The sequence below is a fragment of the Mesotoga sp. H07pep.5.4 genome, assembly GCF_003664935.1.
Lineage (GTDB): Bacteria > Thermotogota > Thermotogae > Petrotogales > Kosmotogaceae > Mesotoga > Mesotoga prima.
In genome coordinates this window covers 1-26,147 of the sequence record NZ_JFHM01000012.1, presented here as the reverse complement: position 1 = coordinate 26,147, position 26,147 = coordinate 1, and the positions used below count along the sequence as shown (strand labels likewise).

16 protein-coding genes and 1 CRISPR repeat array are annotated in these 26,147 nt (G+C 42.5%); of the genes, 13 read left to right on the top strand and 3 right to left on the bottom strand.

Annotated features, from left to right (window positions below; translation table 11 throughout):
- Positions 1 to 56 precede the first annotated feature (56 nt).
- Positions 57 to 1,276: direct repeats of the CRISPR family, unit length 30 nt; unit sequence GTCCCCATATATCCTTGAAGGTATCTAAAT.
- 277 nt (positions 1,277 to 1,553) lie between these two features.
- Entirely contained in the window at positions 1,554 to 1,682 is a 129-nt protein-coding gene (locus Y696_RS14180; protein ID WP_310793750.1) for an ATP-binding protein, read from the bottom strand.
- Between the two features lie 809 nt (positions 1,683 to 2,491).
- Between Y696_RS14180 and Y696_RS07965 the strand changes: the two genes are divergently transcribed.
- Both Y696_RS07965 and Y696_RS07960 read left to right on the top strand, forming a co-directional pair.
- Positions 2,492 to 6,382, top strand: a complete 3,891-nt coding sequence (locus Y696_RS07965; RefSeq protein ID WP_121510193.1) for a hypothetical protein — start codon at positions 2,492 to 2,494, stop codon at positions 6,380 to 6,382.
- Positions 6,375 to 11,183: a DEAD/DEAH box helicase gene (locus Y696_RS07960; RefSeq protein WP_183084196.1), complete on the top strand. Its 4,809-nt coding sequence runs from the start codon at positions 6,375 to 6,377 to the stop codon at positions 11,181 to 11,183. The genes Y696_RS07965 and Y696_RS07960 overlap by 8 nt, the downstream gene beginning before the upstream one ends.
- Before the next feature lie 254 nt (positions 11,184 to 11,437).
- Here the strand turns inward: Y696_RS07960 and Y696_RS07955 are convergent, their stop codons facing one another.
- On the bottom strand, positions 11,438 to 12,841 hold the full coding sequence (locus Y696_RS07955) for a DUF1254 domain-containing protein (RefSeq protein ID WP_121510191.1): 1,404 nt from the start codon (positions 12,839 to 12,841) through the stop codon (positions 11,438 to 11,440).
- A gap of 1,029 nt (positions 12,842 to 13,870) precedes the next feature.
- Here Y696_RS07955 and Y696_RS07945 point away from each other — a divergent pair.
- Positions 13,871 to 14,146: an AbrB/MazE/SpoVT family DNA-binding domain-containing protein gene (locus Y696_RS07945; protein WP_006489367.1), complete on the top strand. Its 276-nt coding sequence runs from the start codon at positions 13,871 to 13,873 to the stop codon at positions 14,144 to 14,146.
- Positions 14,130 to 14,567 carry a putative toxin-antitoxin system toxin component, PIN family gene (locus Y696_RS07940; RefSeq protein ID WP_121510189.1) on the top strand — a complete coding sequence of 146 codons (438 nt, stop codon included), beginning with the start codon at positions 14,130 to 14,132 and terminating at the stop codon, positions 14,565 to 14,567. The genes Y696_RS07945 and Y696_RS07940 overlap by 17 nt, the downstream gene beginning before the upstream one ends.
- Before the next feature lie 81 nt (positions 14,568 to 14,648).
- On the opposite strand, the gene Y696_RS07935 is transcribed toward Y696_RS07940, so the two are convergent.
- Positions 14,649 to 14,849 (bottom strand): hypothetical protein, encoded by a 201-nt coding sequence (locus tag Y696_RS07935; protein ID WP_259459893.1) that lies wholly within the window; start codon positions 14,847 to 14,849, stop codon positions 14,649 to 14,651.
- Between the two features lie 360 nt (positions 14,850 to 15,209).
- Here Y696_RS07935 and Y696_RS07930 point away from each other — a divergent pair, with 360 nt between their 5' ends.
- From Y696_RS07930 to Y696_RS07890, 9 genes are all read left to right on the top strand, one after another.
- The gene (locus Y696_RS07930; protein WP_121510188.1) at positions 15,210 to 16,454 is read left to right on the top strand and encodes an ABC transporter substrate-binding protein; all 1,245 of its coding nucleotides are present in this window, start codon (positions 15,210 to 15,212) and stop codon (positions 16,452 to 16,454) included.
- 55 nt (positions 16,455 to 16,509) lie between these two features.
- Complete coding sequence (locus Y696_RS07925; RefSeq protein ID WP_121510187.1) at positions 16,510 to 17,388, top strand: carbohydrate ABC transporter permease; 879 nt, start codon at positions 16,510 to 16,512, stop codon at positions 17,386 to 17,388.
- An 11-nt stretch (positions 17,389 to 17,399) separates the two neighbouring features.
- Complete coding sequence (locus Y696_RS07920; RefSeq protein ID WP_099772437.1) at positions 17,400 to 18,224, top strand: carbohydrate ABC transporter permease; 825 nt, start codon at positions 17,400 to 17,402, stop codon at positions 18,222 to 18,224.
- Positions 18,225 to 18,239: 15 nt separating this feature from the next.
- Positions 18,240 to 19,268 carry a LacI family DNA-binding transcriptional regulator gene (locus tag Y696_RS07915; protein WP_121510186.1) on the top strand — a complete coding sequence of 343 codons (1,029 nt, stop codon included), beginning with the start codon at positions 18,240 to 18,242 and terminating at the stop codon, positions 19,266 to 19,268.
- Between the two features lie 4 nt (positions 19,269 to 19,272).
- Positions 19,273 to 20,904: a DUF4185 domain-containing protein gene (locus tag Y696_RS07910; protein WP_259459892.1), complete on the top strand. Its 1,632-nt coding sequence runs from the start codon at positions 19,273 to 19,275 to the stop codon at positions 20,902 to 20,904.
- A 10-nt stretch (positions 20,905 to 20,914) separates the two neighbouring features.
- Positions 20,915 to 22,015, top strand: a complete 1,101-nt coding sequence (locus Y696_RS07905; RefSeq protein ID WP_099772434.1) for a glycoside hydrolase family 172 protein — start codon at positions 20,915 to 20,917, stop codon at positions 22,013 to 22,015.
- A 339-nt stretch (positions 22,016 to 22,354) separates the two neighbouring features.
- On the top strand, positions 22,355 to 23,800 hold the full coding sequence (locus tag Y696_RS07900; protein ID WP_121510184.1) for an ATPase domain-containing protein: 1,446 nt from the start codon (positions 22,355 to 22,357) through the stop codon (positions 23,798 to 23,800).
- Positions 23,787 to 24,185: a hypothetical protein gene (locus tag Y696_RS07895; protein WP_099772432.1), complete on the top strand. Its 399-nt coding sequence runs from the start codon at positions 23,787 to 23,789 to the stop codon at positions 24,183 to 24,185. The genes Y696_RS07900 and Y696_RS07895 overlap by 14 nt, the downstream gene beginning before the upstream one ends.
- A complete protein-coding gene (locus tag Y696_RS07890) occupies positions 24,151 to 25,449 on the top strand; it encodes an HD domain-containing phosphohydrolase (protein WP_121510183.1) in 1,299 nt (432 codons plus the stop codon). The genes Y696_RS07895 and Y696_RS07890 overlap by 35 nt, the downstream gene beginning before the upstream one ends.
- Positions 25,450 to 26,147: the final 698 nt, after the last annotated feature.

The window sequence follows — 26,147 nt, the reverse complement described above, 5'->3', positions numbered from 1 at the left end:
TCCTTGAAGGTATCTAAATGGAGGTATCACTGCTGCTGTTCCCAAAGCCTCCATCCGTCCCCATATATCCTTGAAGGTATCTAAATATGATCTCGTGACCCTGAAATCCTCCCATAATCGCGGTCCCCATATATCCTTGAAGGTATCTAAATTGTACAGAATCGCTTCGGGGATCGTCTGAGTCCTTGGTCCCCATATATCCTTGAAGGTATCTAAATTTGAAGGCAGTTTAATCATGGTACTAACTTTCGTTAGTCCCCATATATCCTTGAAGGTATCTAAATATCGGGAGAATTGGAGAGGATTGCCGAAGACATCAACAGCGTCCCCATATATCCTTGAAGGTATCTAAATCTTTGAGTTTTGCGACCGGATCTAAACCGGGTTCGGGTCCCCATATATCCTTGAAGGTATCTAAATGTTGTTTTTGAAGGTATTTGTAATCTTCTTCTTAGTCCCCATATATCCTTGAAGGTATCTAAATTTAAGATCGATGAAAAGATACTGATTTTTCTTCCCCCGTCCCCATATATCCCTGAAGGTATCTAAATGCTTTTGTATCTACTTCAATCAACAAAAGAATGGCGGTCCCCATATATCCTTGAAGGTATCTAAATTAGAGTCTAGGTACTCGTTGTAGAACTTTTCAAGCGTCCCCATATATCCTTGAAGGTATCTAAATTGAGATGAAGAAAGAACAGCTTCAATCTCAGGTTGAGGAGTCCCCATATATCCTTGAAGGTATCTAAATGAAAATTCCAGAAATATAGTTCTCAATCATGAATATGTCCCCATATATCCTTGAAGGTATCTAAATAATGATGGATCGTAGATGATTGGTGCGTAGATGAAGTCCCCATATATCCTTGAAGGTATCTAAATTGCGATAGACATTAGAAGGGCTGGCGTGACCTTGACCGAGTACCCATATATCCTTGAAGGTATCTAAATACGGTAATCGCTTCTCTTGCATATGCAGAATCAAAGTCCCCATATATCCTTGAAGGTATCTAAATGAAGCAGAACAAGACTCTGAAGAATCAGATCCTCAAGGTCCCCATATATCCTTGAAGGTATCTAAATTCCATGACATCGAGAAGTATTTTTAGAGTGTTGTGCGTCCCCATATATCCTTGAAGGTATCTGAATGTGGCAGTTATAATGGTAAATCATGCGTTGCTATGTTCCCATATATCCTTTAAGGTATTTAAATGTCACTGCAATCATGTAGCCGAAGAGGTCGTCGGTTCCCATATATCCTTGAAGGTATCTAAATCCAATCAAGTCAATACACCTCAAGAAGGAAAATCCGCAGTCTTTTGCATGAGCGAATTCTTGGTTTTTCTAGGAATCCTAAACAACTGTTTTTTGGAAAGTAGGCAGTACATTATTGGCCAAGCAAAATCCAGAACCCAGAATCAATCGCTTACCCTTAATGTTAGGGTGCTCCAATCTGCTATTTCTACCAGATTAGCGATCAAAGAATTTTTTTGCAAGAGTGAATTCCCTGTTTTTGCAAGAATTCCAAACAACTTTCCACCCGGGAGATTCTGTTAATGAGTTTTCATTCGCGAATTCCTAATTCTAAAACTCAGACCTTCAAACAACAGCAAATGACTGTGGTGAACAAGACGATCAATCATTGCCGAAGTCATCTGTTCATCGTAGAAGACTGAGGGCATAGTAAGAGTCCTTGAGCGAATTTGCGGGCTAATTCGGAGGACGGGGGACCTTTGACAGACAACGTTGTCTTCAGCAGCGTTTAGCGGGTCCTTGGTTTTAAGCGTAAAGCGGTTTCTAATGCGAGATCCCGTACAGGAGCACTACGGGATGACAATCTATCGTTGCTTCGAGTAACTGGCGGCGTGTTTCTGACAAGCATCTCGATCTATGGCGTGAAAAGTGCGGACAGCTGCAAGTTCCAAGATACAAGTTGTGAGTTGTTTGAAGAATAAGAGACCGAAAAGAACGCAAATCAGACTAATCTGATTAGACCTACCCACTTCGTCACTGAAGTGGTCGTGTTCAGGATCTGAGCTTTCCAGAAACGTATTCGGCCTCCAGGGGAACTGGAAAGTAAGAGCCTCATAGTAGGCTGACGGGGAGACACGAATCACCTGATTATTACACTTTAGAGTATACTGACGATCGATAATCTTCATGTCTCTCTTCTATTCTAGGTTTCTGATCAGTTTCTTTGCAAAATGCCAGACTCGATTTTCTAGTCAAGTCAATTCGAGTATTCTCTACGAACTGGGGGATGCTTTGCTAACAGGTACAGCTCCACATGAGACCAGCAGGTGCTTGAAAAGCCCCGTTTTGAATTTCAGAGCCTATAAAAAATCCGTGTTTGGTAGATGATTCTTTGATCTCAGTGTTAACTATGGTAGACTATGTGTAACAGTACTTGTAATATATTTTTTGTAGTCAATTCACAAGAATCGTGTGCTTGGTCAGTAACGCGTATTTACTCACTAAAGTGAGGCCTTCAATGATCAGAAATCTTTCGGAAGTAGAGAAGAGATTAAGAGACCAGCTAAACCACAATACAATCTCAATAATTAGCAATCTTGAATACGAAGAAGAAGACATCAAGGAGATTGAGCAACTCCTGAAAGAGGAGCTTCGTTTTCATGAATTGCGGTCATCTGTGGACGGTAATTCTAAATACGAAACAGCTATTATTAGTTCGTTCGACAAGTATCCACTGACATTCGCACTGTACTTGGTTTGGCACGGAATTGTGAACTACAGTGAAAACCGCTTCTGGAAAAAACCTCTTGAAGCACTTGAGCTACCTGCGACTATGGAAAAAGTACTAGGCTCTTCGTTTCTGAAAACACTTGATACTTTCAGTTTCGAAAAATTCGAAATGAGGGAGTCAACCAGAAAGTTCGTTACTCCAATTCTTGCTCACGGCAAGGTCCCGAACGAATTCCTAGATGATTTTTTTGAGACCTTCTTGCTGAAACTTTACAAGCATACCAAGAGAAATCTTGAATCTCCAACACTTGTTGATGATTTGTTGAAGCATATGAGAAGTGATTACTTCTGCACTTCTAAGAGAGAAGAAATCGAATTAGAGTTAAGAGAGCTGAAGAGACAGGAGAAGTATCTACTCATTATCGCAGAAAACAATGATCTCTTACAAGATAGCTTTTTGTACGCCCAAGAGCTTCGTAATCACAAGAATGACATCCTGCAAATCATAAGAAAGGGAAAGCCTTTTGCGAAATGGCTGCTTGACTATGGAGAGCTTTTAGAAAACAAGAGCACGTTAATGAAGCAAATCGAAGCAATAAACGAGAAGTTGTGCAACGCCTTAGCTAACTTTCGTGTATTACTTCAAAATGATGTTCTCTTGTTCTCAAGAGATCCCAGACTTATGCTGTGCAGCAGTGGTTCCTCTAACGTAATTAGAAAGACAATATGCTTGGCAAATACAAGAACGCAAATTCATAGGGAGCCTTTCAGAAAGAACCAAGAGAGGAGTAATCCCATGAAGCGACTCGTAGAATCTCATGAAATCAATATGAAAGCAATTCTTGAGATTATGCGCGAGATAGATAAACTTCGAAAGCGTTATCTTATGGCAAATGGAAGAGCCAGTAAGAACCAACTTAGAATTCTGGAATGCCAGCAACTTTTGGGAATAAGCCACACAAAAATCTTGCTGCATAGAAGAGCTTTGATTCAAAATCTTACTGAGTTCGGAAAGGGCAATGCTGATATGGGCTGGAAAATCCTTGTAAACCAATTTGAACTATTGGAGCAGTTGGTCAAACTTGGGCTTGAGAAAGATGATGTTTTGTCAGCCCTGTCAATCATGACGACCAATACTTTGAACTACTCGTCCCTGCAAAATGAAATCAGTTCTATACGAAGGAAAAGGGAGGATCTAGAGACCACACTTCGCTCCTATAAAGCCGATAGTTATAGTATTCCTCCCTTAAGATACTTGAATCAGTCAACGAAATATTTCCTTTTGCTTGGGGGTGAGAGTGCAGATAATTTCGTGTATGAGTGTCTAAAGTTATTGAAGGGTCTTGAGAATGGAACTTTTGATCTAAAGATTAATACCTCAATACTCTCAAGAAGGATTGTTGAAGCTCTGAAGCTCTGGTGGGAAGAGAAAAACATGTATCTTGAAGGGCAAGATAATCATTCAGTCAGACAACCCGCGAAATCTCGCAAACTAATCAGCCCAAAGAGATACTATCTGACTTCAGTAAAGGAAAACCAGAGCTCGACTCATAGAAACAGAACTTGGATTCAAACTCCTTTGACAAACTGGAACCGGGATACAGGAATGCTCTCAGTCACAATGCCAGAATCGTATTTCGTTGACAACGGTCAAAGAAGCGCTAGCCTGTTAATCACATCTGATAGCTGGAAAAATGAGACTAACATAGATTTGCGAAGAAAAGGTGGCCGAATATATACTGTTGATACTACGGTTGAAATATCTGAACTGAATACTAGTATCACAATTGATTTAATTATCGATGGAGTTACGTACACTAGTTGGCACGCTGATCTGTTTTCGGATTCAAGACCTTACATCATCCTAGATTCTGAAGGGCAGCTTGTCGACAAGATTGTGAAAGGCGAAACTTATTTTCTACTAATACCAAGCGATTCTTCACTAGAACACAAAGGCTTCAATTCAGTAGTCCGTACCTACAGTAACTACGATAACCTCGAAGCATTTGAGTTTCATTGCACGAATGGTTATCGTGTCGAGCTAAAAAGGGGATCACAACTTTTCAATGTTATCACGGGCGAAGACTTTCAACCCGCCAGGCTGATAGGTTCTGTGAATCATAATATTTCAGTAGATGGAGAACGACCATTTCTTGGGCCCACCCCTCCACAAGTACAGTTGTTCACAAATAACCCCGAAGAATTGCGACAGCTGACTATTGAAGCTGCGACCGAAAATTATAGGAGATCTCTGGATAAAGAAGAAATACTAACACAAGCTGTCTATAGTCGCTGCGATGAAGGTGGAAGATCAATAATATCCTTGGAAAAGCTAATTCGAGAATACGGAAGAGTAACTCTTACTGTAACTCATTCTCACGGGGATATCTGGCATAAGTCATTCTGGTACATCCCAAGTATTGAACCGCACTTCTCAGAGGATTTCTTTCTTCCAAAAAAGGAGACGCAAAATTGTTCAGTAGAATTCAGAATAGAATCAGGGTATTTTCTTCACTTTGAGGAAGAGTCATTTTCAACGCTTTCAGGGACCAAAACCCTTGAGTTTCCACCTTTAATATCACATTTTGATGCAACTTTGTGTTCGATGAATGGGGAAAAATTCCGTATTCGAGTTGATGTTCCTGCTGTAAGATGGCAGTTTGAAGGTGAAAACACCTGGCATCACAGAATTGAAGAAGTATGGTATGAAAATCTGAAGAAAATCCTTGTTCAGATTCCAGAAACTCTGAACAATCGAGTAGAGATATTACTTAAGGGAACTGAACAAAGATTTTCCCTCACTACAAGCAATCAAATACTATATTTTGACCTACTCGATTTCTACGATTCTTTAACAAACGATACTTCTGTAGATGTCCACACAGTTATCTTATCAACAATAAATGTAAGAAATAATGAACAGTTAGATATTCCTTTATTAGAGATCAGACACAAGTGGAAAATAGAGAACCTCAACTACAATATCAGTAATTCCTCTAAAGAGGATAAGTTAAGGATTGAATGGTCCGAAAAGGGTTTTCCAAAGAATCGGGCGATTTCACTTTGGATAAGAAATGGAGACGAGGCGACTTTGATCAAGAAGAAATCTCTTGATGCTCAAGAGAATACCGCTTGTTTTAGTATTGATTCTGGCCTATTAGATCTTTATCCATCTTTCGTGGCTTTCAGCATTGAGGATGATTACTTCTCTATTGATGATCAAAAAGAAAGCTTTGATCCCGATCTTGTATTTGATCTAGAGCTGAGCGGAAACAAGAGATTGGTAGAAGCTATGAAAGCGAGAGGCCTGAAGATAAAGAGTTTCGTTGGTGGGAATTATCGACTCGAAGAAGTGAGTTATTCCGTCAACGAAAATGAGCAATTCTATATTGAATCAATTAGAGATAGGCCAGTAAAAAAGGAAAGCGAAGTTCTTTTCTCAGCAAGTATTTTTAAGTACCTTGGAAACAAGCAGATTGACTTTGGAAATTGCTACTTCTGTATAGATTTCAGCGAAATGACAATTACTATGCTTGTGGATCAACCAGGGGGTGACGGTGCAATGTATTGTCCAATTTGCGGAAGGCTTTTCTGGGATGACATTGACGAAGAGCACAGAGTCCATCATATTCTAGTTGATAATGCGAGTGTCATATTCGGGGATGAAAGAAATGTTTGACCCTATTAAAGCAACTGAAGAAATCGTTGAAAACTACTTAGGATATCTGAGAACTACTTTTGACTTTTCGGACAAGATTCTTGAAGAGCAACTAAGCTCTTTGCTAGGCAAGAAAGAAAAGCTTTATAAAGGGCCAATTCTTGAAGCAACACCTCCATTTGAAACAGGCGGGACGATAAGGGAGCTAGTGCATGAAGAAATGCTCTCACAGGAATTCCTTAGATTTGGCAAGAACGAGTTAGATATTGATCGTGATCTATATCTGCATCAGGAAAAAAGCATAAGAAAAGTTGTAGAAAAAGATAGGAATATTGTTGTAGCAACTGGAACAGGTAGTGGAAAAACAGAAGCTTTTTTGATCCCAGTTCTTGATTTTCTGTTCAGGGAGAAGGAGTCTGGCAAACTTTGCCCCGGAGTAAGAGCTCTGCTTCTTTACCCTATGAACGCGCTTGCCAACGACCAAATCAAGAGGCTCAGAACACTTTTATCAAAACAGAGTGACATAACCTTTGGCATATATACGGGCGAGACAAAGTCAGAAAATGACCTTGCTGAGGAGGAGTTCAGAAAGATTCACAAGAGCCCTTCTCTTTCAAATGAACTTATATCTAGGGAAGCAATGAGAAAATCCCCACCAAATATCTTGATAACGAACTATGCGATGCTGGAGTATCTCCTTCTTAGACCTTACGATAATGTTTTCTTCGATGGGGATTATGCAAGATACTGGAAGTTTCTCATTTTAGATGAAGCACATACCTATACAGGCGCAAAAGGAATAGAAACCTCAATGCTTATTAGAAGGCTAAAAGCGAGAATCTCTACCTTCAGTAGAAGATCACTCAAATGCATTGCAACAAGCGCGACAATTGGAGGAAAAAGAGATACAGAGACTCTTAAGGATATTGCAAAATTTGCATCTGATCTCTTCGGGGAGAATTTCTCTTGGCATGAGAATGATTCTTCTCAACAAGACGTGATTCTCGGCTCAAGAAAGAAACTTGAACCAAGTAATGAAGGGTGGGGAATTCCAGACGATTCAGTTTACGAAGCCCTCCTTAATGAACTTGATAAGAATGAGGAGCAGAGTATTAAGCGATTAATGCAAATTCTCAAAGACAACGGAGTTCCTGATGCTGTTCTATTAGAAGCCAATACGAATAATCCTGGTTACACAAACCTCCTTTTTAATGTTTTTGCTGGAGACAAAAGAGTCATTAGATTGCGGCGAATACTTAAGAAAAGTCCTAGAGAGCTACACGAAGCAGCTTCAGAAGTATTCGAAGATTCTCTAAGTCAAGAAAAAAAGCTTGTTTCATTAGTTGCTCTTGCAAATAGAATAAGACGTTCAAGAGAGAATCTCTCCCTTCTTCATGCTAGATACCATCTGTTCATCAAGACACTAGAAGGTGCTTTTATCTCATTCTACCCAGAGAAGAGGCTTTTTCTAGAAAAGCACAATTACGTAAGCTACAACTCAAAACAGTACCCAGTGTTTGAAGCAGCAATATGCCAGAATTGTGGTCAGCTCTACCTGGTTGGACACACAGTTGATGACAAACTTGTTCAATCTGAAATTACTTCAACTGATGACAATGCATCACTTGAATACTACATGCTTATCACTGAAGATCAAAATGAGCTGCTTTCCGATGAAGATGAAATTGAAGGGGCCGAAGAGGCTTCTGACAATGAGTACAGGCTTTGTGTCAAATGCGGATCAATTCAGAAAAGTGATTTGCTGACTGATAAATGTGATTGTGGTTCGCAATACAAAATAAAAGTGAGAAAGGCAAAAACAACTGATGGTGAAGTCCACAAATGCCTAAGATGTGGCAGAACTAACACCAAATATTCAGTGGTGAGACGTTTGATTGTTGGAGATGAATCTGCTACTAGTGTATTAGCTACTTCTTTATACAGACACTGCCAAGAAATAAAAAGCGAACCCATCGAAAAAGACGGTGAAGAGTTTGTAAGTTACGGTCCTAAACAAAAACCCATGCATACTACGAGACGACTTCTCACGTTTTCCGATAGCAGGCAAGACGCAGCTTTTTTCTCGACGTATTTAGATGACTCTTATTCGCAAATCCTTAGAAAACGAATTATCACTGAAGTCCTTAAGACAAATGGGCACACAATAATTGAAAATGAATGGACATTATCTGACCTCGCTAGACATTTAGCCAAGTACGTGCAAGAGATAAAACTCTTCCATCAAGGAGAAAGCAAAGAAGAGATCAAGAACGAGTGTTGGCGTTGGGTCTTCTTCGAGTTCCTTGGACTTGGTGGAAGAAATAGCCTACATGATTTGGGAATATTGGGATACACTTTCACCTTGCCAGAAGACTGGAGAGTTCCAAAAAGACTTAACGAAATTGGACTTTCTCAAACTGAAATTGCAGATGTGTATAGAATTCTTCTAGATTCCTTTCGTATTTATGGAGCGGTGGTCTATCCAGAAGGGATAAGCCCGGCTGAAGATTTCTTTGAACCTAGAAATCACGAGTATTCCTTCAAATTGAAGGGGAAAGGACCATATGTTAGAAGTTGGCTGCCTTCGAAAGAATACTTATCCAACAGAAGATTAGACTATATTACTAGGTTGTTCTCGAAGCTAAAAGTAGAAAATGCTGAGCAACAAGCAAATGAATTCCTAGAAATGATGTGGAAGAAACAGGTTTTCAGAGAAGGCCCTTCTCCGTGGGAAGAATTATTCATGGGAAGCAGTGAACCTCCCTCAGGGATAGTATTCAGAGCCAGATATCAGTTCTGGAAATTAGTTCCTGGTTTTGGTACTGAATCAAGCAATTGGTATAGATGTGATAAATGTGGACGGCTTACAACATCATCAGTATTGAATCTGTGCCCTCACTATAAATGCGATGGGAAACTCAAGAAGATAGTACCCGATATTGATCTTGCGGAAAACCACTACCGGCGACTTTACACAAATTTGGAGCAACTTGCAATGAAAGTCTCTGAGCACACTGCCCAATTAACATCCCAAAGCGCTGCAGAAAAGCAGGAGAAGTTCTATAAGGGTGAGATAAACGTTCTAAGCTGTTCTACTACTTTCGAGTTGGGCATTGATGTAGGTCAGCTAGAAACGATATTTATGAGAAATATTCCACCAACACCTTCGAATTATATACAGAGAGCCGGTAGAGCGGGACGAAGGAGTGACTCAACGGCTTTTTCTCTTACTTATGCAAGGCGTAGACCACACGATTTGTTTTATTACAGAGATCCAATACGCATGGTAGCAGGAATAATCAAGCCGCCAAGGTTTGAGATAAGAAATCTGAAGATAATCAGAAGACATATGTATTCAGTAGCAATAGCCGCATTTTGGAAAGAAAGATCAGAGTATTTTGGTTCATGTGAAGAATTCTTCTTCAACAACAAACCGGGAAAAGAAGCTTTAAGAGAGTATCTTGAAGGAGAACCAAAGGTAGTTCAAGAAGCATTGATAAAGATCGTTCCCAAAGACTTGCAAGAAGTCCTTGGAGTGCAAAACTGGAGTTGGGTAGAAGACCTACTCGGAGATGAAAATGGTGTCCTGTCGTTGGCTACAGAAAAGCTGACAGGAGACATCCATGCTCTAGAAGATACCATAAAAAATGCTAGTGAAAGAAGAGTTTTTTGGCAAGCGGAAAGACTTAACAAGACAATTAGAACACTCAAAGAAAGACAGGTAATTGGATATTTGTCTCAGAATAATGTCATTCCAAAGTATGGATTCCCCGTTGATGTAATTGAATTACAGACATACCACCATCCGCAAGGGAGAACTATTGATCTTTCCAGAGACATGAAAATCGCTCTTTCTGAATATGCTCCAGGCAGTCAGGTAATAGCTGATGGTTATCTCTGGACTAGCAGATATATAAAGAAAATCCCGGGTAAAGAATTCCCGCAGTATAGTTATGTAGTTTGCAGAGACTGCGGTTTTTTCTCCAGTTGCCTGAAAGAGCGTTCTGAGGAAGAGCTTCCAAAACTCTGTCCAATCTGTGGTAATAGATTCTCAAAGACTGGCACCTACGTTACTCCAGAGTTCGGCATGATTGCAGACTCTCCAAGAAAGGCCACCCCAAGAAAACCATCTAAGACCTTTTCCACCAGGTACTTTTTCTCTTCAAGAAATCAGAACTACAACAACGTTAACAAACAAGAACAGACGGAAAGACTAAAGAACGTGACTCTTATTCTAAGATCTTTTGAGGGACGTTTAGCAGTCATTAACAGTGCCGGCTGGAATGGCTTTTCTATATGTCGCAACTGTGGATATGCTCTTGTTGGTTCAAGTAGTTCACAAAAAACTCATAAGGATCCTTTCGGAAAGTCCTGCGGAGGCAGCTTTGAAGAAAGACTATCTTTGGGATATGAGTTCCCGACTGATATTCTTGAGATCACATTTCCGAATTCTGGAATAATACGGGACACCTCTCTCTTGTATTCTCTTCTTTTTGGGATTATTGAAGGCATTAGCAGCTCTCTTGAAATTGACAGGAATGACATAAACGGCGTATTAAGGTACAAATCTAATTCTTCGCCAGCTTTGGTAATTTTTGATGATGTTCCTGGAGGAGCAGGACACGTCAACAGAATAATTAGCGAAAACAAGCTGATGGAAGTCCTTTGGGAGACACTTAGAATAGTTGAAAACTGCAAATGCGGAGAAGAAGACAACGGTAGAGCCAGCTGTTATGGTTGTTTAAGAGACTATTCGAATCAGTTGTTTCATAGCTATTTGGACAGAAGTAGAGTCATTGAATTCCTAAGGCCAATTCTTTGATTAAGCTTCATTACTTACAGTGAAATAATTAACCGATACAGGCATATGTATAAGAGATAAACGGAAGTCTTTTCTGCTTTCACGGCAACTATCCGCTTTTCAAATGCCATTTGTCTTCACTGCATAAAAGTTGTGAATAATCACGCTGATAAGCGACGCCCCTGAATTGCACTTTTGGGTACCGGATTTCTTGGACCTTCTTAATCCGAATTCAGCTTACAGGATTACACTGAATCCGTTTCAAAGATTGCAGGTTAGTTTGCCATTCCAGACTTCATTACCGGAGGCGGGCAGTATAAAGGATTCAGCGCTACCTCTGATGGAAGGTAGATTCTCATGCTGATCGAAAAGATTCCATCTGGTGCGGGTAGCCAATTTGATTCTTTATCGGCGCCTGGCGATTCGTGCTGAATGTAGATCACAAGCGAGCCGTCTTCTCCATATTTCATGTTGGTTCGATCGCCTATCGAATAGCGATTTATCTCATTGGCTACAAGGAACTGACTCTCATCATACATAGTGATAGACCAGAATCCCTTTGGCTCAACAGGAGGAAGCTCATCACTATCGAACGAGAGAATGTATTTGAATTTCGATCCATCGTACACATCCCCGTCTCCATCCACTAGTCCGTTCGGGCAATATGCCTCTTCAAGACTGTTCCCGTACAAGCCGAGATAAGCCGCGGCGGCTCGGACTTCGTACTTTCCCTGCATTTCTTCGCGACTCCCAAAGATCCGCTTTGTCAGATTCCAGCCATTCTTCGAAATTCCAACCATTTCTCTCGGGTTCCTGATTGTCTCTAGAGCTTCCTTGATTCCTTCCTCCACAGCCTCTCTTATGCCCGGCGGCATTGAATTGAAATCAAATGGGAGGTTTGGACCGATGCCTATCTTTCCGAACTGTTCTATCAGCTCCTTCTCGCTCGGATGTACTTCGAGCTGGCCCAGAAGAAAATTGAAATACGAGATAAACTCCGCGGACTCGGCTTTTGTCCTGTCATAGGTCGGGAAGATAGTGGGATCTGCGGCTGGCGGAGCCTCTTCTCCAAGATATGAACTGAGGGGTTGAATCTCATGTCCCTTCTGGATTTCGAGAACCTTATCAAGGTCGCCTTCGACTTCCATGTCAACCGCGATCCGAACTAGACAGAGGACAAAACTACCCTCGCTGCGAAAGACGTCGTCTACCCCGGCAGGCGTGCTACCCTGCCAAAAAGGGCCGGATATCACGAAGGTTCGCGCGCCAGTTCCGGTGGCTCTTGTGCCAACATAAGCGAAGTTATGGGTATACATGTCGATCATCTGGAAGGAGTAATAACGGTCCTCGACTGCCGGTACGCTCACCACAACAGGCTCCGATCTCAGATCAAGCCAGAGCGCAGAATAGATGTTGTCGTTATTTGGTCGGACGACTTCTTTGTAATCGGGGCCGCGAAGTTTCCTGCTGTTATAGAACTTGTTGAAAAGCCCCGGTCCGATCGCCTGGATGGTCATCGTCTTGAAATCCTCAAGCATCGGATAAGCAAAGATGTAAGCTTGCTTAGCGATTTCCCTTGCTTCGTTGCAATCGGTTGTGAACTCATTTTCACTGGAGAGCAAAAGTGAAAGAAACGAGAGAGTAATAATTAGAAGCGCAATATGTTTCCTGCAAAGCACGGTGGGTTCCTCCCTTGTGCCGGCTTTTGAACAGAAGATCGGTGGAAGATTGAGTGGTAACCTTCTGCTTCTTAGAAGTACACGTCCGATTATACTTCAGAGAAGTCTTACGAAAGAAGCTGAGGCGGGACTGTCCAGCAAAAAGACTTATTAAGGATTAAAAAGAGTTTTGCGAAATCAGAAAGGGTACTTCGTCTTTTGGCGGAAAGAGTGAAAGATCAGTTCCAAGTTGCAAGTTGTGAGTTGTGAGTAAAAAAGCCAAACGAAACGGGTCTCGGAAGATCAAAACAAAACGGTTCTCCATTCGCCTAGGAGAGCCGTGAAGCAATAGCATCGAGATTCCGACCAGGAGCTTTGTCGGAACGACGGCAATTGAAACCTTTTCCTTTGGACTTCAACTTGCAACTTGGAACAAGCAACTCGCAACTGTTCTTTCGAAGGACGGTGGACCGTTGACGGACAACGTTATTTTCAGCAGCGTTTAGCGGCCTCTTGATTTTAGCGTGCAGCGATTCTTAAATCATCGAGATTCTGAATCAAGTTCAGAATGACGTGATGTGATGTTTTCGTGATCGCCTAACATTGTCATCCCGAACTTGTTTCGGGATCTTGTTTTGCGGTCTCGGCGGGGGACGGAGGACTGTTCACGGATAACGTGGTTTCATCAGCTTCAGCGTGCAACGTTTTCTGGCCAAGCAGATCTTCTTTTTGCCCGACGAAGTCGGAACTGGCCTTTGCGAAGCAAAGACTGGCCAGGCGGAGCCTGACTGGCCTGCGCCAGCAGACTGGCTTTTCTATTTCTCGCCTTCTCGTGAGCGCAGCGAACGTCTCTACAATGCTCTTTCTCGCCTCGTCTTGAAAAAGGCCTCTTTGCGCATGAACGAGAAGCCGTTCCTATTGAACAAAATTGCTTTTAAAAAAACTTCGTAGATCTTATAACTGATCGCTTCAGCAGTATAGTTGATGAAGAAACATCATTCATAAGAAATATGAATTCATGATATCATATTACTTGCTGGAGGTGATGGTATGTCGACCAGATTACTCAGACCAACGGAGAGAGGACAGATTACAATACCAAAGGAAGCGAGAGATAAACTTAAGATCACTCCCGACAGCAGGTTTAAGGTCTCTGTAGAAGGAGATAAGATAATCTATCAGCTGGTGTCACCTTTCGACATGATAGTCAAGGAATTTCAGAAAGAGGCAGAGGCGAGAGGCTATACAAAGGAAGAACTAGAAAACGAGCTGGAAAAGGTCAGAAAGAAGCTCTTCAAAGAGATCTACGATGAGAGTGATGATTGATTCGAACACATTCCTCTCGGGCATTGTTTTCGACGGAATGGAAAGACTCTTGTTGCGTACCCTCATCCATTCTGATCATGTGCTTCTGCTTGCGAAGTTCAGTGTTTCAGAGGTCGAGAGAGTATTGAGAAGGAAGTTCCCAAGTATGATCCAAGATTACGAAAATGTTCTCCAATCACTTGATGCAGAAATATTGCCCCTTCCAGACAAAAGTGAAGTGGAGCGATGTATTGAGATAATCAGAGATGATCATGATGCTCCGATTCTTGCTTCCGCCATTAAGGCTAGACCAGATGTGTTTGTCACAGGCGACAAAGACTTCTTTGAGGAGCGAGTTAGAGTATTAATCAGAGTCGCAACTACAAGAGAGACTCTCGAGCTCATACTCAACTTTGACAGCAACGAATCTGAAAACAGCTAAACATGGGGAAAAATGAAAAGAAAAACAGACGTACCACCACAGTGGTCTATTATGCAATCTCTTTGAGCAGATCCGGCGGTCTTACCTTGAGTGCTTTGAAAGCGTCGTAAGCATTGCCCATCGTTTCAGTCCTTGCAAGAAAGCGTTTTTTTCTACCGTTAGCTCAACTGCCCTTATCTCTGTCAAGTCTTCGAGTATTTCTGCATAAGAGAAAGTACTTCCAATCTCTTTCAGCTTTCTGCATAAGGCAGTCTCCATTACAAGTGGAAGGAAACAGATCATTATGTGTCCCTTCACCCTCGTGTCTGTGTAATGGTATATGGGACGAAGATCGAGTCCGCTCTTCAGTTCCCGGAATGTGAGATTTTGAGTTTTCTTCAGCCGACTTTGCCTAACTTCTTTCTCTCAGTCGATTGGTGTCGTTTAAGGAAGCAGTAGGTCAAATGGGTGCCCAGGTTGGTCGTATTTCGTCTAGTTTGTGAATAATCGGCTGTAATCAGAGTTCGTAGAATCAGTGGCTTTCTGTTATGATAATTGCGTAAACGTTTACGTACTATCTAGAAAGCATTAGCGACTATTTATTGGCATTAAATTCCCAAACGTTTACTAAGAATATTTCCGAACCGAAAAGGAAGGGTCAAAGTGAAAAAGCTCTTGTTACTGTTTCTTGTTTCTGCGTTTCTTGTTGTTACAGCGTTGTCTGCCGAGATCACGTTCTGGAAGTTCACCGACACATACGCAGATGCTACAATTCAAAGATTCGTTGATCTTTGGAATGAAGAAAATCCGGACAAGAAAGTGGTATTTGAGACTTTCCCCTGGGGAGACTATACCGGGACTAAGCTTACAACTGCCTTTGCGACTGGCGAAGGGCCTGATGTTTTCTTCATAAGTCCCGGTGATTTCCTGAGATACGTCAATACTGGAATTGCTCTGCCGCTCAGTAAATACTTGACCGAAGATATCATTGCAGACTTCTTACCCGAGACGATTGAAGCTGTAACTGTTGGAGGAGAAATATACGCTCTTCCGCTTGAAATGGAGCCAGTAGCATTATTCTACAACAAGGCTGCTTTCGAAGAAAAGGGAATCGGTCAGCCTCAAGACTGGGCGGAGTTGAAGGAAGCGGCAGCGAAATTGAAAACTGCCGACCGATACGGAATAATCGTTGAAGTTGCGCCTGGCTACTACCAGAACTTCACATGGTATCCGTTCCTGTGGACCGCGGGTGGAGACGTCGTAGACGAAAACTGGGAGAAATCTACTTTCGAATCAGAGGGAGCGATAGCTGCTCTTGATCTTTGGGGATCGTTTGTCAAAGAAGGTTTAGCCCCTTCATCGCTTCCAGCAGGAGCGAATGATATTGGTATGTTCGGAAACGGTCTTGCAGATATGATTGTTTGTGGATTCTGGGGCGTCAAGCAGTTACAGACTCAGTTTCCTGAATTCGATTTTGGAGTATTTCCAATCCCCCCTTATGAAAAGGGAGGAGAAAGTATCAGCGTTTATGGTGGTTGGAAGATGATGCTGAATGCCAAAGGAAAGAACACAGACATAGCTGCCGAGTTTGCCAGATGGCTCGTAGCAGAGCAGATAGACTTCCCGCTTGATTGGTGCACAGTGACCAATAGTAAGTTCTCACCCAGATACTCCGTTCTCGAAGCAGGAAATGAGTTCTACAATACTCCGCCAAATGATGTATTCCTTGAGATTCTAAAGACGTCTAAGTCGGAGCCCACATTCACTCCGGAAATGGTTAAGGCTGTGTCTGATGCTATACAAGCCGTCATGTTCGCAGGTATGGATCCCAAGGCTGCTGCAAAAGGGGCTTCTGCAGCTATCAATGCTTATCTTAGTAGATACACAGGTGGAGTTCCCGGAAAGTAAGTGAATTTTCTTAGCCCGGGATTCAGTCCCGGGCTGGTTTTTCGGGAGGATTGCCGTGAATAGAAAAACCCGGGAAAAACTGGTTGGATACGCTTTTATAGCTCCAGACATAACTGGACTGATAATTTTTGCAATGGTCCCCGCAATTGTGGCTCTTGTAATAAGTTTCTTTTCCTGGAATGGCTTAAGTGATATGCTCTTTGTCGGTCTAGACAATTACAGGACAATGTTTCAAGACCCACAGTGGCGAAACAGTATCTTTGTGACTCTTAAGTACTCGGTCTTCTTTGTTCCGTTGAACTTCGTATTTGCACTTCTCCTGGCAATGCTTGTTCAAAAGCCAGGACCTGGAATAGGGCTTTTCAGGGCTATTTTCTTTGCGCCTACCGCCATGTCTATGGTTGCGGTTTCCTTCGTCTGGAAATACATGTTTCAACCGTACGGTTTCGTCAATTACTTTCTGTCATTCTTTGGAATAACTAGGCAACCACTCCTTGGCTCTATGTCTCAAGCTCTTTACAGCATTGCTGTGGTTAGTCTATACATGAGTGTTGGATACTATATGGTGATCTTTCTCGCAGGTCTCAACGAGATTTCGAATGAATACTATGAAGCTGCTGAAATAGATGGTGCGTCCGGTTTACAGAAGTTTCTATACATCACTTTTCCACTCCTGAAACCCACTACCGCATTTGTTCTTGTAATGACCTTTCTGCAGAGCTTCCAGGTTTTTGACCAGATATACATACTAACAGGAGGAGGACCTTTTTATAGTACATCAACCGCAGCGTTTTACATCTATTACAATGCTTTTCAAATGTACCAGTTCGGTTACTCATCGGCTCAAGCTTTCACACTATTTGCGATTCTTCTTGTAGTATCTTATTTCATGCTGAGAGCACTAAGAGGCGGTAACGTCTCCACCGGATCGTGAGGGGGGTAAGTATGAAGACCAGAATAGTGAAGGGAATACTGAGGTATGTTTTGCTAGTGGCTCTAGCGATGTTCTTTCTCTTTCCAATCTATTGGATGTTCGTGAGTTCTCTGAAGTCACCCAGCGAGATCTTCGCATTCCCGCCGAAGCTAATCCCCGAAAACCCAGTATGGTCAAATTACTCTAAAGTATTCTCGCAAGTGCCTTTCGCCAGATATATGTTGAACACCTTCTTTGTTGCCTCTGTTGTTACTATTGTCGCTCTTCTTCTTCACTCTATGGCCGCTTATTCGCTGGCAAGACTCAGGTATCCTGGCAGAAATGTACTGTTCATTCTCGTTATCAGCACTCTAATGATTCCGTTTTCTGCAATCCTGATCCCGCTGTTTCTAATTGTAAGAAACTTTGGCTGGATTGACTCTTATAGAGGGCTTATAATACCGGCTATTCCCCACGCTTTTGGGATTTTCTTTTTGAGGCAGTTCTATCTCGGATTTCCTAGAGAATTGGAAGAAGCGGCAATAATTGACGGAAGCGGATTGGTGAGGGTTTTTTTCAAGATCGTGCTGCCTCTTTCAAAGCCCGTACTCTCAGCACTCGCCGTCTTCTTTTTCCTGGCGAACTGGAATTCATTTATGTGGCCGCTGGTGATAATTAATTCGCCGGAAATGCGGACAGTACAGCTGGGAATAGCCCAGTATGGTGGAGAGTATAATAATCCATGGGCTATTCAGCTAGCTGCCTGCACGGTAGCTCTCATTCCAACTTTGATTGTATTTGTGATACTGCAGAAACAGTTAATGCAGAGCATAAAAATGACCGGAATGAAACTCTGATTGGAGGAGGAATCGTTGGCGCAAAGGGTTACCATAAAATCAATTGCCGAAGAACTCGGGGTCTCGGTTGCTTCTGTTTCCAGAGCTCTTAATGGGAAGGGTGAAGTTGGTCCTGCTCTGGAGAAGAGAATATTGCAGAAGGCAGATGAACTTGGTTATATAGCCAACTATTCTGCCAGGAGTCTCAAGCATCAGAAGACAAATCTAATAGGCGTGCTGGTTCCGGACACATTCAACCCATTCTTTGCCCATTTTGTGACCAAGATAGAAGAGCTTCTTTACGATTCTGGATATGAGATACTGCTTTCTACGACAAGGGAGTCTCTTGAGAAGGAACGTCAGTATCTTGAGATAATGGTTTCCAAGAATGTTACCGGTATCCTTGCGGCTCCAGTGGATAGAACTGGTAATATTTCGATCTACAAGAGGGTAAAAGCGATGGATATCCCTATAGTCTTCTTTGATCGAAACGTTGAAGGGCTTGATCTTAGTCGGGTGAATGTGGACAACAGAAGCGCGGTCTACAAGATAGTTAGATACTTGTACCGTAAAGGCCACAGAAGAATAGCTTTTGTAGAGAGTGTTCCCAATACGTCGATGGGAGAAGAAAGATTAGCTGGCTACAGAGAGGCGATTAAGGATTTCGGTCTCAGTGAAGAGTTCAGTCTTGAAAGATTTGGATTATTCATAGAGAATGATGTTAAGTCCCAAGCTGCTGAAATCCTTTCTCACAGACCAACGGCACTCATAACAGGAAACCTTGTCATAACAAAGGCTTTTCTTCAGGCACTGAAGACTCTTCGGATAAAGATTCCACAAGAACTTTCGCTTGTTTCCTTTGACGATATTGAATGGCTTGAAGTGACGTCTCCGCCCATTACTGCATTCCGGCAGCCGATCGAGTCTTTGGCGATGAATGCCGTGGCACTTCTGAAGAGAGAGATGAAGAACAACGAATCAAACTCTCAAATAGTGGTCGTCGAAGGTGAACTGATAATTCGTGATTCAGTTTATGATCTCTCTTCCGAAAAACAAGGAGGTTGATTTCATGATAAGGGTAGCTTTACCCCCATTAAGCGTGGTATTGATTTCTTCGTTTCTCCTTGCCACATCTCTTAAAGATGTTTCAGAACTGGAAATGGTAGCAAAGCTTACAGGCCCCAACGCAATCAACAACACTCTCAAGTATGACGTCTTCGGAACCGATCTTGGTCACAGTTTCAACGATGGTGAAATCACATACTTTGTTTTTGGTGACACTTTTGGAATCGACAAAACAAACTGGCGCAAGAATGTTATGGCATTCACCACCGACCAGGATCCGAGTCACGGCATCATTTTTGAAGGGTTCATAACAGGTGATGGAGCTTCTACATACGCTTTTTCTGATAACACAGTCTGGCTCAATGTGGTAAAAGGAGCTGATTTGTGGTCAAGTGTTGATCTCGCGCCGAAACTTCTAAAATCTCAGCTACCTGGAGAATGGTCAATAGAGACAAGAATCGAAAGCAACTCTGCTCCTGTTGGAGCAACGAATTTGTGTGGATTACTTTTCTTCAGCGGAGTGCAGAACTGGATTATGTGGGGCCATCTTGGCAACAGGACAATGGAGGCTAGCGGAATCATCGGAGGTGAATTCGTTAAAATCGCTGAAGTCGCATCTCTTTATCCATATCTGAGAATTGAAAACAGGTTATTCTCTAATACATATGTCTTCAGTTACAGCCAGGACGGAGAGAACTGGATTGAAGCGGGCACTTTTGATGACAAAGAGGGCTTTCTAAACTCAGCAAGGTACGGCATTGGCGCAAAAGAGTGGGGCACTTCTGACTATGAAGTTATCTTTGCCGATATTGCCGAAAACTCAGTGAACTTTTCAGCTCAGGAGCTTCGAGAAGCCTTCTACTGGGGAGGACCCGGAGAGTCTTCCGGAGCTGCGAAAGAACTGATTCATTCAACCCCTGGAAATATTACGGCTATTCCAACCAACGGAGTAGCTGTCAACTCGAGACTTTACTTGCACTACATGATGGTCAACTACTGGGGAGAACCGGGGAGATGGAACACGAGCTATTCTGGCTTGGCGGTTTCAAAGAACGGCGGAAGAACCTGGGATGTACTTGACTCTGTAAAATGGGGTTCGGAGAGTAACTTTGCCCAGGTAGGTATTGCGAAGGCTTCCCAGTGGCCAAAGATTCCTGATGGTTGCGACGTGAACAGCGATACCCTCTTCTTCTTCGGAATCCCCAGCGGAAGGTTCGGTGGAGTCAAATTAATGAAAGTGGATGGCGAAGAAATAGAGAAAATTGGTGCATACAGATACTTTTCAGGCCTAGATAATTCCGGAATTCCTCAGTGGTCGAGCAAAGAAGAAGACGCAGAGATAATTATTGAGGCTCCTGTTGGCGAATGTTCTGCAATGTACAATCACTTCCTCGGAAAGTGGATAATAACTTATTTGAACGAACACAGTCACGATCTAGAGATAAGAGAATCTCCCAATCCATGGGGCCCATGGAGTAAACCGCATCAGCTTGTTTCTTCAAGGGAGTATTCAGGCTTGTACGGGGCTTTTTTGAATCCTCTGTTCGTTGAGAATGAGGGAGAGTACATTTATTTCACTATGTCATTATGGACGCCATACAATGTTTATCTAATGAAAGCCAGATTAGTCAAATAGGAGGTTTAGAATGGACTTTTCCAGTGGAACTCTTAGAAATCTGATGACACTAAAAAATGCTAGAAGAGGAAGAATATCATCTTACGATGAAAGCGGTGGTAATAAAGACTGGAAAGCAATAGCAGCAGGAGAGACATTAGTTCTGGGTGAAATTGAAGGTCCGGGAGTTGTTAGCCATATATGGATGACGTTCAGATCTACCGAGAAGCACTTTTTGCGCAAGGGTATACTGCGGATCTTCTGGGATGACGAAAGTGCACCAAGTGTTGAGAGTCCAATAGGGGATTTCTTTGGTGCCGGACATGGGAAAACAGTCAACTTCTCTTCGCTGCCCATACAAATGTCACCTGAAGATGGTCGAGGCTTTAACTGCTTCTTTCCTATGCCATTTAGAAAAAAGGCACGAATAGAAATCGCTAACGAGAATTCTTCCCAAGATCTTGTTGCCTATTACTATATTGATTACGAGCTCTGGCCAGAATTACCGGAGAACATAGCTTACTTCCATGCGCAATGGCGAAGAGAGCGGGGCGTTTCGAGAGATGAAGGTAATCTAGTGAAGTCACTTGCTCCCAATAATCTTAAGGACTTTGCTCTGGAGCCGTTCGTAGCGAACAACATTTTCGAGTTTCAAGGCCAGAACAAGACCGGCAGGGACAACTACGTCATTCTTGATGCTCAAGGCAAAGGTCATTATGTTGGTTGCTTCTTCTATGTCCATAACATGCGCGAGACAGATCAGTGGGATTGGTACGGAGAAGGCGACGACATGATTTTCATCGATGGCGATTCATGGCCGCCTTCCCTCCACGGTACAGGCACCGAGGATTACTTCAGTATGGCCTGGTGTCCTTCTCAAAGTTATGCCTCGGAGTACTTTGGGCTGATACTTCCGGGAAACAACAACTGGAAAGGATACATGAGTATGTACAGATTCCATATAGAGGATCCGATCTATTTCAGTAAGTCGTTGAAAGTAACCATAGAAAAGGGTCACAACAACAACCGTTTTGACGATTATTCGTCTGTTGCTTTCTGGTACCAGGCAGAACCCCACAAAAGGTTCGAATCACTTCTGACACCTGAAGATAGGCTGCCTTATGCTGATTAGCAGGGAAACCACTCAAACAACAATAGTTCTTTGAATGATTTTTGGTGAGGCTCTGATAGCAATACATTGACTAAGACTCCCTAAAAGCATGCAGAAGGGTTAAGTTACTGCTCCCGCTCTTCCTGCATCAGAAATCACAATGAACTGGAGTGCTTGGCATATAAATACACATCGCTTAGGAGAACATTGTATTCGCTGCCTATATAGGTCTTAAGCCTCTCACAGCTGATTTTCTTATCATGAGAAGCTCTAGCCGTGCTGTGACATCAAACCCGTTTGCGGTTTGGTTTTTATGCAGACCACAAGTAGTAGTATACTTCTCATATGGAGGTGGTTTTCATGACCAGCGGCAAGATAAGCACAGGTATAAGTGGCCTTGATGAGATAACCGATGGCGGGCTGGTGAAGAATTCCTCGAACTTGGTACGGGGTGGCCCTGGAACAGGGAAGACCATTCTTGGATTTCACTTCCTGAGCGCGGATTCTGCAGGGAAGTCTGCATTCATTACCTTCGAGGAGTCAAAGGAGAACCTTTTGGCCTCCTCTTCCAAACTGGGATTTGAACTTAGAAATGTAGAGTTTCTTGACTTGAGTCCCTCTGAACACTTCTTCAGTGAAGTCGAGAGCTACGATATTTTTCTTTCCTCTGACGTTGAAAGAGAACCAGTTACGAAACAGATTATCGATTTTATAGAGACCGTTAAGCCTGAAAGGGTTTTCATAGATTCGATCACGCAGTTTCGATATTTCTCTCCAAACAAGTATCAGTTTAGAAAACAAGTTATCTCTTTTATAAGGTTCCTGCTTCAACGAGGATGTACTGTTGTGAGCACCTCGGAATTCTCCAGAGAAGAACCTGATGATGATCTTCAGTTTCTCTGTGATGGTATCATCAATCTGAAAACGGAAGATGGTGAGAGATTAATTGAAATAACCAAATTCCGACAATCAGGATTCAGAAGTGGATTACATTCTATGAAGATCACAGCTCAAGGGATCAGAGTGTTTCCACGCCTCATACCTGACACGGTATCAACTGGAATCGTAAACGAGATCATCCCATTCGGAATTGAAGGTCTTGACAAAATGCTTTACGGAGGCATCAGACGAGGGACCATAAATATCATCAGCGGACCTCCAGGGGTTGGAAAGAGTACATTAGGAATGCTGTTTGCTAGAGAAACCGCAATGAGGAAGGAGAAGGCGCTGATATATACTTTTGAGGAGTCAGCAGATCAAATGATTTTTCGTGCAAAATCGCTAGGTATCCCCGCGGTTGGTCTAAAAGAAAGCGATTTGCTTCAAATCGAGCCAATTATGGCTCTTGCATATAGTCCTGATGAATTCTCCCAGCTTGTAAGGTCTTCTGTTGAGAAGGAAGATACAAAGGTTATAGTAATTGACAGTCTCTCAAGCTATCGACTGGTTCTTAAGGGGAGAGAACAATCTGAAGCTCTATACGCCTTGTGTAAGTATATGAAGTCGAGAGGGGTAACAGTCATACTTCTCTACGCAACTTCCAGCTTAGTTAGTGACATAGACCCCGGAAGAGGGGTGAGCTTCCTGTGCGACAATATAATTTTCCTCAGGTACTATGAAGCTGCGGGAGAAATCCACAGAGCAATAGGTGTTTTGAAGAAGAGGACAAGCGATTTTGAGAAGAGTGTAAGAGAACTGGTAATTACAAAAAATGGGATAGAGATTGGAGAAAGATTGACAAACACGAGAGGTATTTTGAGCGGCATGCCATACGTGAACGGTGAAGTGCCTGATGGAAAGGAGTAATTCTCTTTTGTACGCATGCAAGTACCGCGGCAATCGAATAGCTTTCGAAAAAGCTGTTTTGCGCTTTGGGCTCAGAATTGTCTACGCTTCAAGCGTGGAAGATCTTCGTGAAGCAATGAGTAGTGAGGAATTCTGTCTTACGATTGCAGATATTTCGGGTTTTGAGAGAGAGATCCTTGATGAATTAAAAGAGTACGAAAACAGCCGAAAAGGGGGGCTTCTAATTGTCTTGCCTGAGTCTTACACAAAACAAGAAATAGGTGACTCCTTCAGTCATGTTATGACGAAGCCTCTGAAAGTTCCAGAAGTGTTGAGACTGATCAGATACTATTCTGAAAGGAATACGCGAGATGGAGAAAATTTCTCTATGGATGACAAATCGTGAAAACAGTAGGCTTTTGAGCGAATCACTGGATAACACTTACAAAGTCGTAGTTGCGAAATCATTTTCCGACGTGACTTCCGTTGACCTAATAATAGTAGATGGCGTTACCCTTAACAGCAGCCGGCGTGAACTAGAATTATTGCGTGAATCCAAAATCTTCCTTCCCATCCTACTGGTAACTTCTCGCAACGACGTTAAAATGGCGACAAAGGAGCTGTGGAAGATTGTGGATGATGTGATAATCGCTCCTGTGGAAAGAAACGAACTTCTAATAAGAATCAAAAATCTTCTGAAACTAAGATATCAGTCTGAGCGATTGAGGCGTGAACACTGGGTTCTTACAGACAGCAGTCCAATCGGTATAGCAATACTTACCGGGGGCAAAGAGACCTACAGAAATCCTAGAATGGACAGGATCCTTCTTGGAAAGAGTTTCGAAAACGTATTGAAAGGCGAAGAAAGGGAGAGATTCACTGTCTTCTGCAAGAGAGCCGAAAATAACAGAGAGCCTTTGTCTAATCTCTTCAGAGTCGAAGTTAATGGGTCAACCAAGTGGCTTGAAATGGTTGCTTGTCAAATTGATGTTGAAAAGGAACCAGGAATAATTGTTATGACGCAGGATTCCACTGAATCTATAAGGACCACCTCCGAGTTGGTCAAGACTCAGCAGAAGCTTCAAGAGGCATTCGTGAATGCACTAAATCTGATTAGCAGTCTTGTCGAGAGAAGAGATCCGTTTACTTACGGTCATCAGAGAAGGGTGACTTCATTAGCCGTTAAGATAGCTGAATCCATGGAGCTTAAGAAGTCAGATATAGACACTGTTAAATATGCTTCCCTGGTCCACGATCTTGGTAAAGTAGTTGTTCCAACTGAGATACTTTCCAAACCGGGAAAGTTAGATGAAACTGAAATGGCCTTGATAAGAGAACACGCTAAGCAAGGATATGAGATGATTTCCGAGTTGAAAATCGATTTGCCAATCGCTGAAGCTGTTTATCAACACCACGAAAGGTTGGATGGCTCGGGCTACCCAAGAGGTCTTAAAGGAGAGGAAATCTCCATACATGCAAGGATTATTGGTGTCGCAGATGTAGTTGAAGCCATGTCTTCGCATAGACCCTACAGAGCAGCTCTTGGAGTTCGAGCTGCTCTTGATGAAATTGAATCCGGATCGGGCAGAATATATGATCGTGAGGTAGTTAGGCACTGCAAGAAGATAATCGAAGAGGGTTTCGCCTTTGAAGAAGAATTTGAGATATGAAATAATTGAAGATAGATCATATGTTGCCTACGTCCGCCTTAGGATTTACTTCATGAGCGATGGGCTGGGTCTTTTAGTGATAGAATCAACTTCAAGACTGCATTAACGTTAGATCTATAGTTGACGTCTTCAAGAGATCGATATGCCAAGTAACTAATTCTCCTGTGAAGAAGTGAATTCCCATTATAGCCACTTCTCTTCCGAAATTCCACTGCTCCACCATCTAACTGTAATGGGGAAATTCAGTAACTGTATGCTCATACCGAATAATACCCAGAACCTTCATTAGTCACTCCATTATTGGGGCAGACGCTAATTCCTGGCTACGGGATCTCGTTTACCCTACAAGCCTACAGGATCTTTGTCACTGGGTTATCAGTTGAAGTCCTAAAATGAGCCAATATAGCGGGAAATAAAAGCGAAAATCAGAAAGTTGCCACTACGATGCTGCTAGAAGCCTGGTTCATGAGATTTGTAGACATTTTCTATAAGCTCATATTCACAGTGCAGAATATCATGTCGACCTGGCAGGTCGGAGTTTGGGGGAGAGAAATCAAGACAGAAAGTGCCTGCAGCGACTATCAGAGGTTAACCGGATTAGCAACTGGATGCTGAAGGATCGAAATTCATAGTGTTAAGGATGGTGCGTGAATCAACTCCTGAGTTTCTGGCATTAACCTGAAGTTCCCGAACTAGAT

Excerpts from the sequence above, each read along its gene's own strand:
- Y696_RS07910 (WP_259459892.1), top strand. The coding sequence starts at position 19,273 with ATGATAAGGGTAGCTTTACCCCCATTAAGCGTGGTATTGATTTCTTCG.
- Y696_RS07935 (WP_259459893.1), bottom strand. The coding sequence starts at position 14,849 with ATGATCTGTTTCCTTCCACTTGTAATGGAGACTGCCTTATGCAGAAAG.
- Y696_RS07890 (WP_121510183.1), top strand. The coding sequence starts at position 24,151 with ATGGAGAAAATTTCTCTATGGATGACAAATCGTGAAAACAGTAGGCTT.
- Y696_RS07920 (WP_099772437.1), top strand. The coding sequence starts at position 17,400 with ATGAAGACCAGAATAGTGAAGGGAATACTGAGGTATGTTTTGCTAGTG.
- Y696_RS07940 (WP_121510189.1), top strand. The coding sequence starts at position 14,130 with ATGAGAGTGATGATTGATTCGAACACATTCCTCTCGGGCATTGTTTTC.
- Y696_RS07895 (WP_099772432.1), top strand. The coding sequence starts at position 23,787 with ATGGAAAGGAGTAATTCTCTTTTGTACGCATGCAAGTACCGCGGCAAT.
- Y696_RS07945 (WP_006489367.1), top strand. The coding sequence starts at position 13,871 with ATGTCGACCAGATTACTCAGACCAACGGAGAGAGGACAGATTACAATA.
- Y696_RS07960 (WP_183084196.1), top strand. The coding sequence starts at position 6,375 with ATGTTTGACCCTATTAAAGCAACTGAAGAAATCGTTGAAAACTACTTA.
- Y696_RS14180 (WP_310793750.1), bottom strand. The coding sequence starts at position 1,682 with ATGCCCTCAGTCTTCTACGATGAACAGATGACTTCGGCAATGATTGAT.
- Y696_RS07965 (WP_121510193.1), top strand. The coding sequence starts at position 2,492 with ATGATCAGAAATCTTTCGGAAGTAGAGAAGAGATTAAGAGACCAGCTA.
- Y696_RS07905 (WP_099772434.1), top strand. The coding sequence starts at position 20,915 with ATGGACTTTTCCAGTGGAACTCTTAGAAATCTGATGACACTAAAAAAT.
- Y696_RS07900 (WP_121510184.1), top strand. The coding sequence starts at position 22,355 with ATGACCAGCGGCAAGATAAGCACAGGTATAAGTGGCCTTGATGAGATA.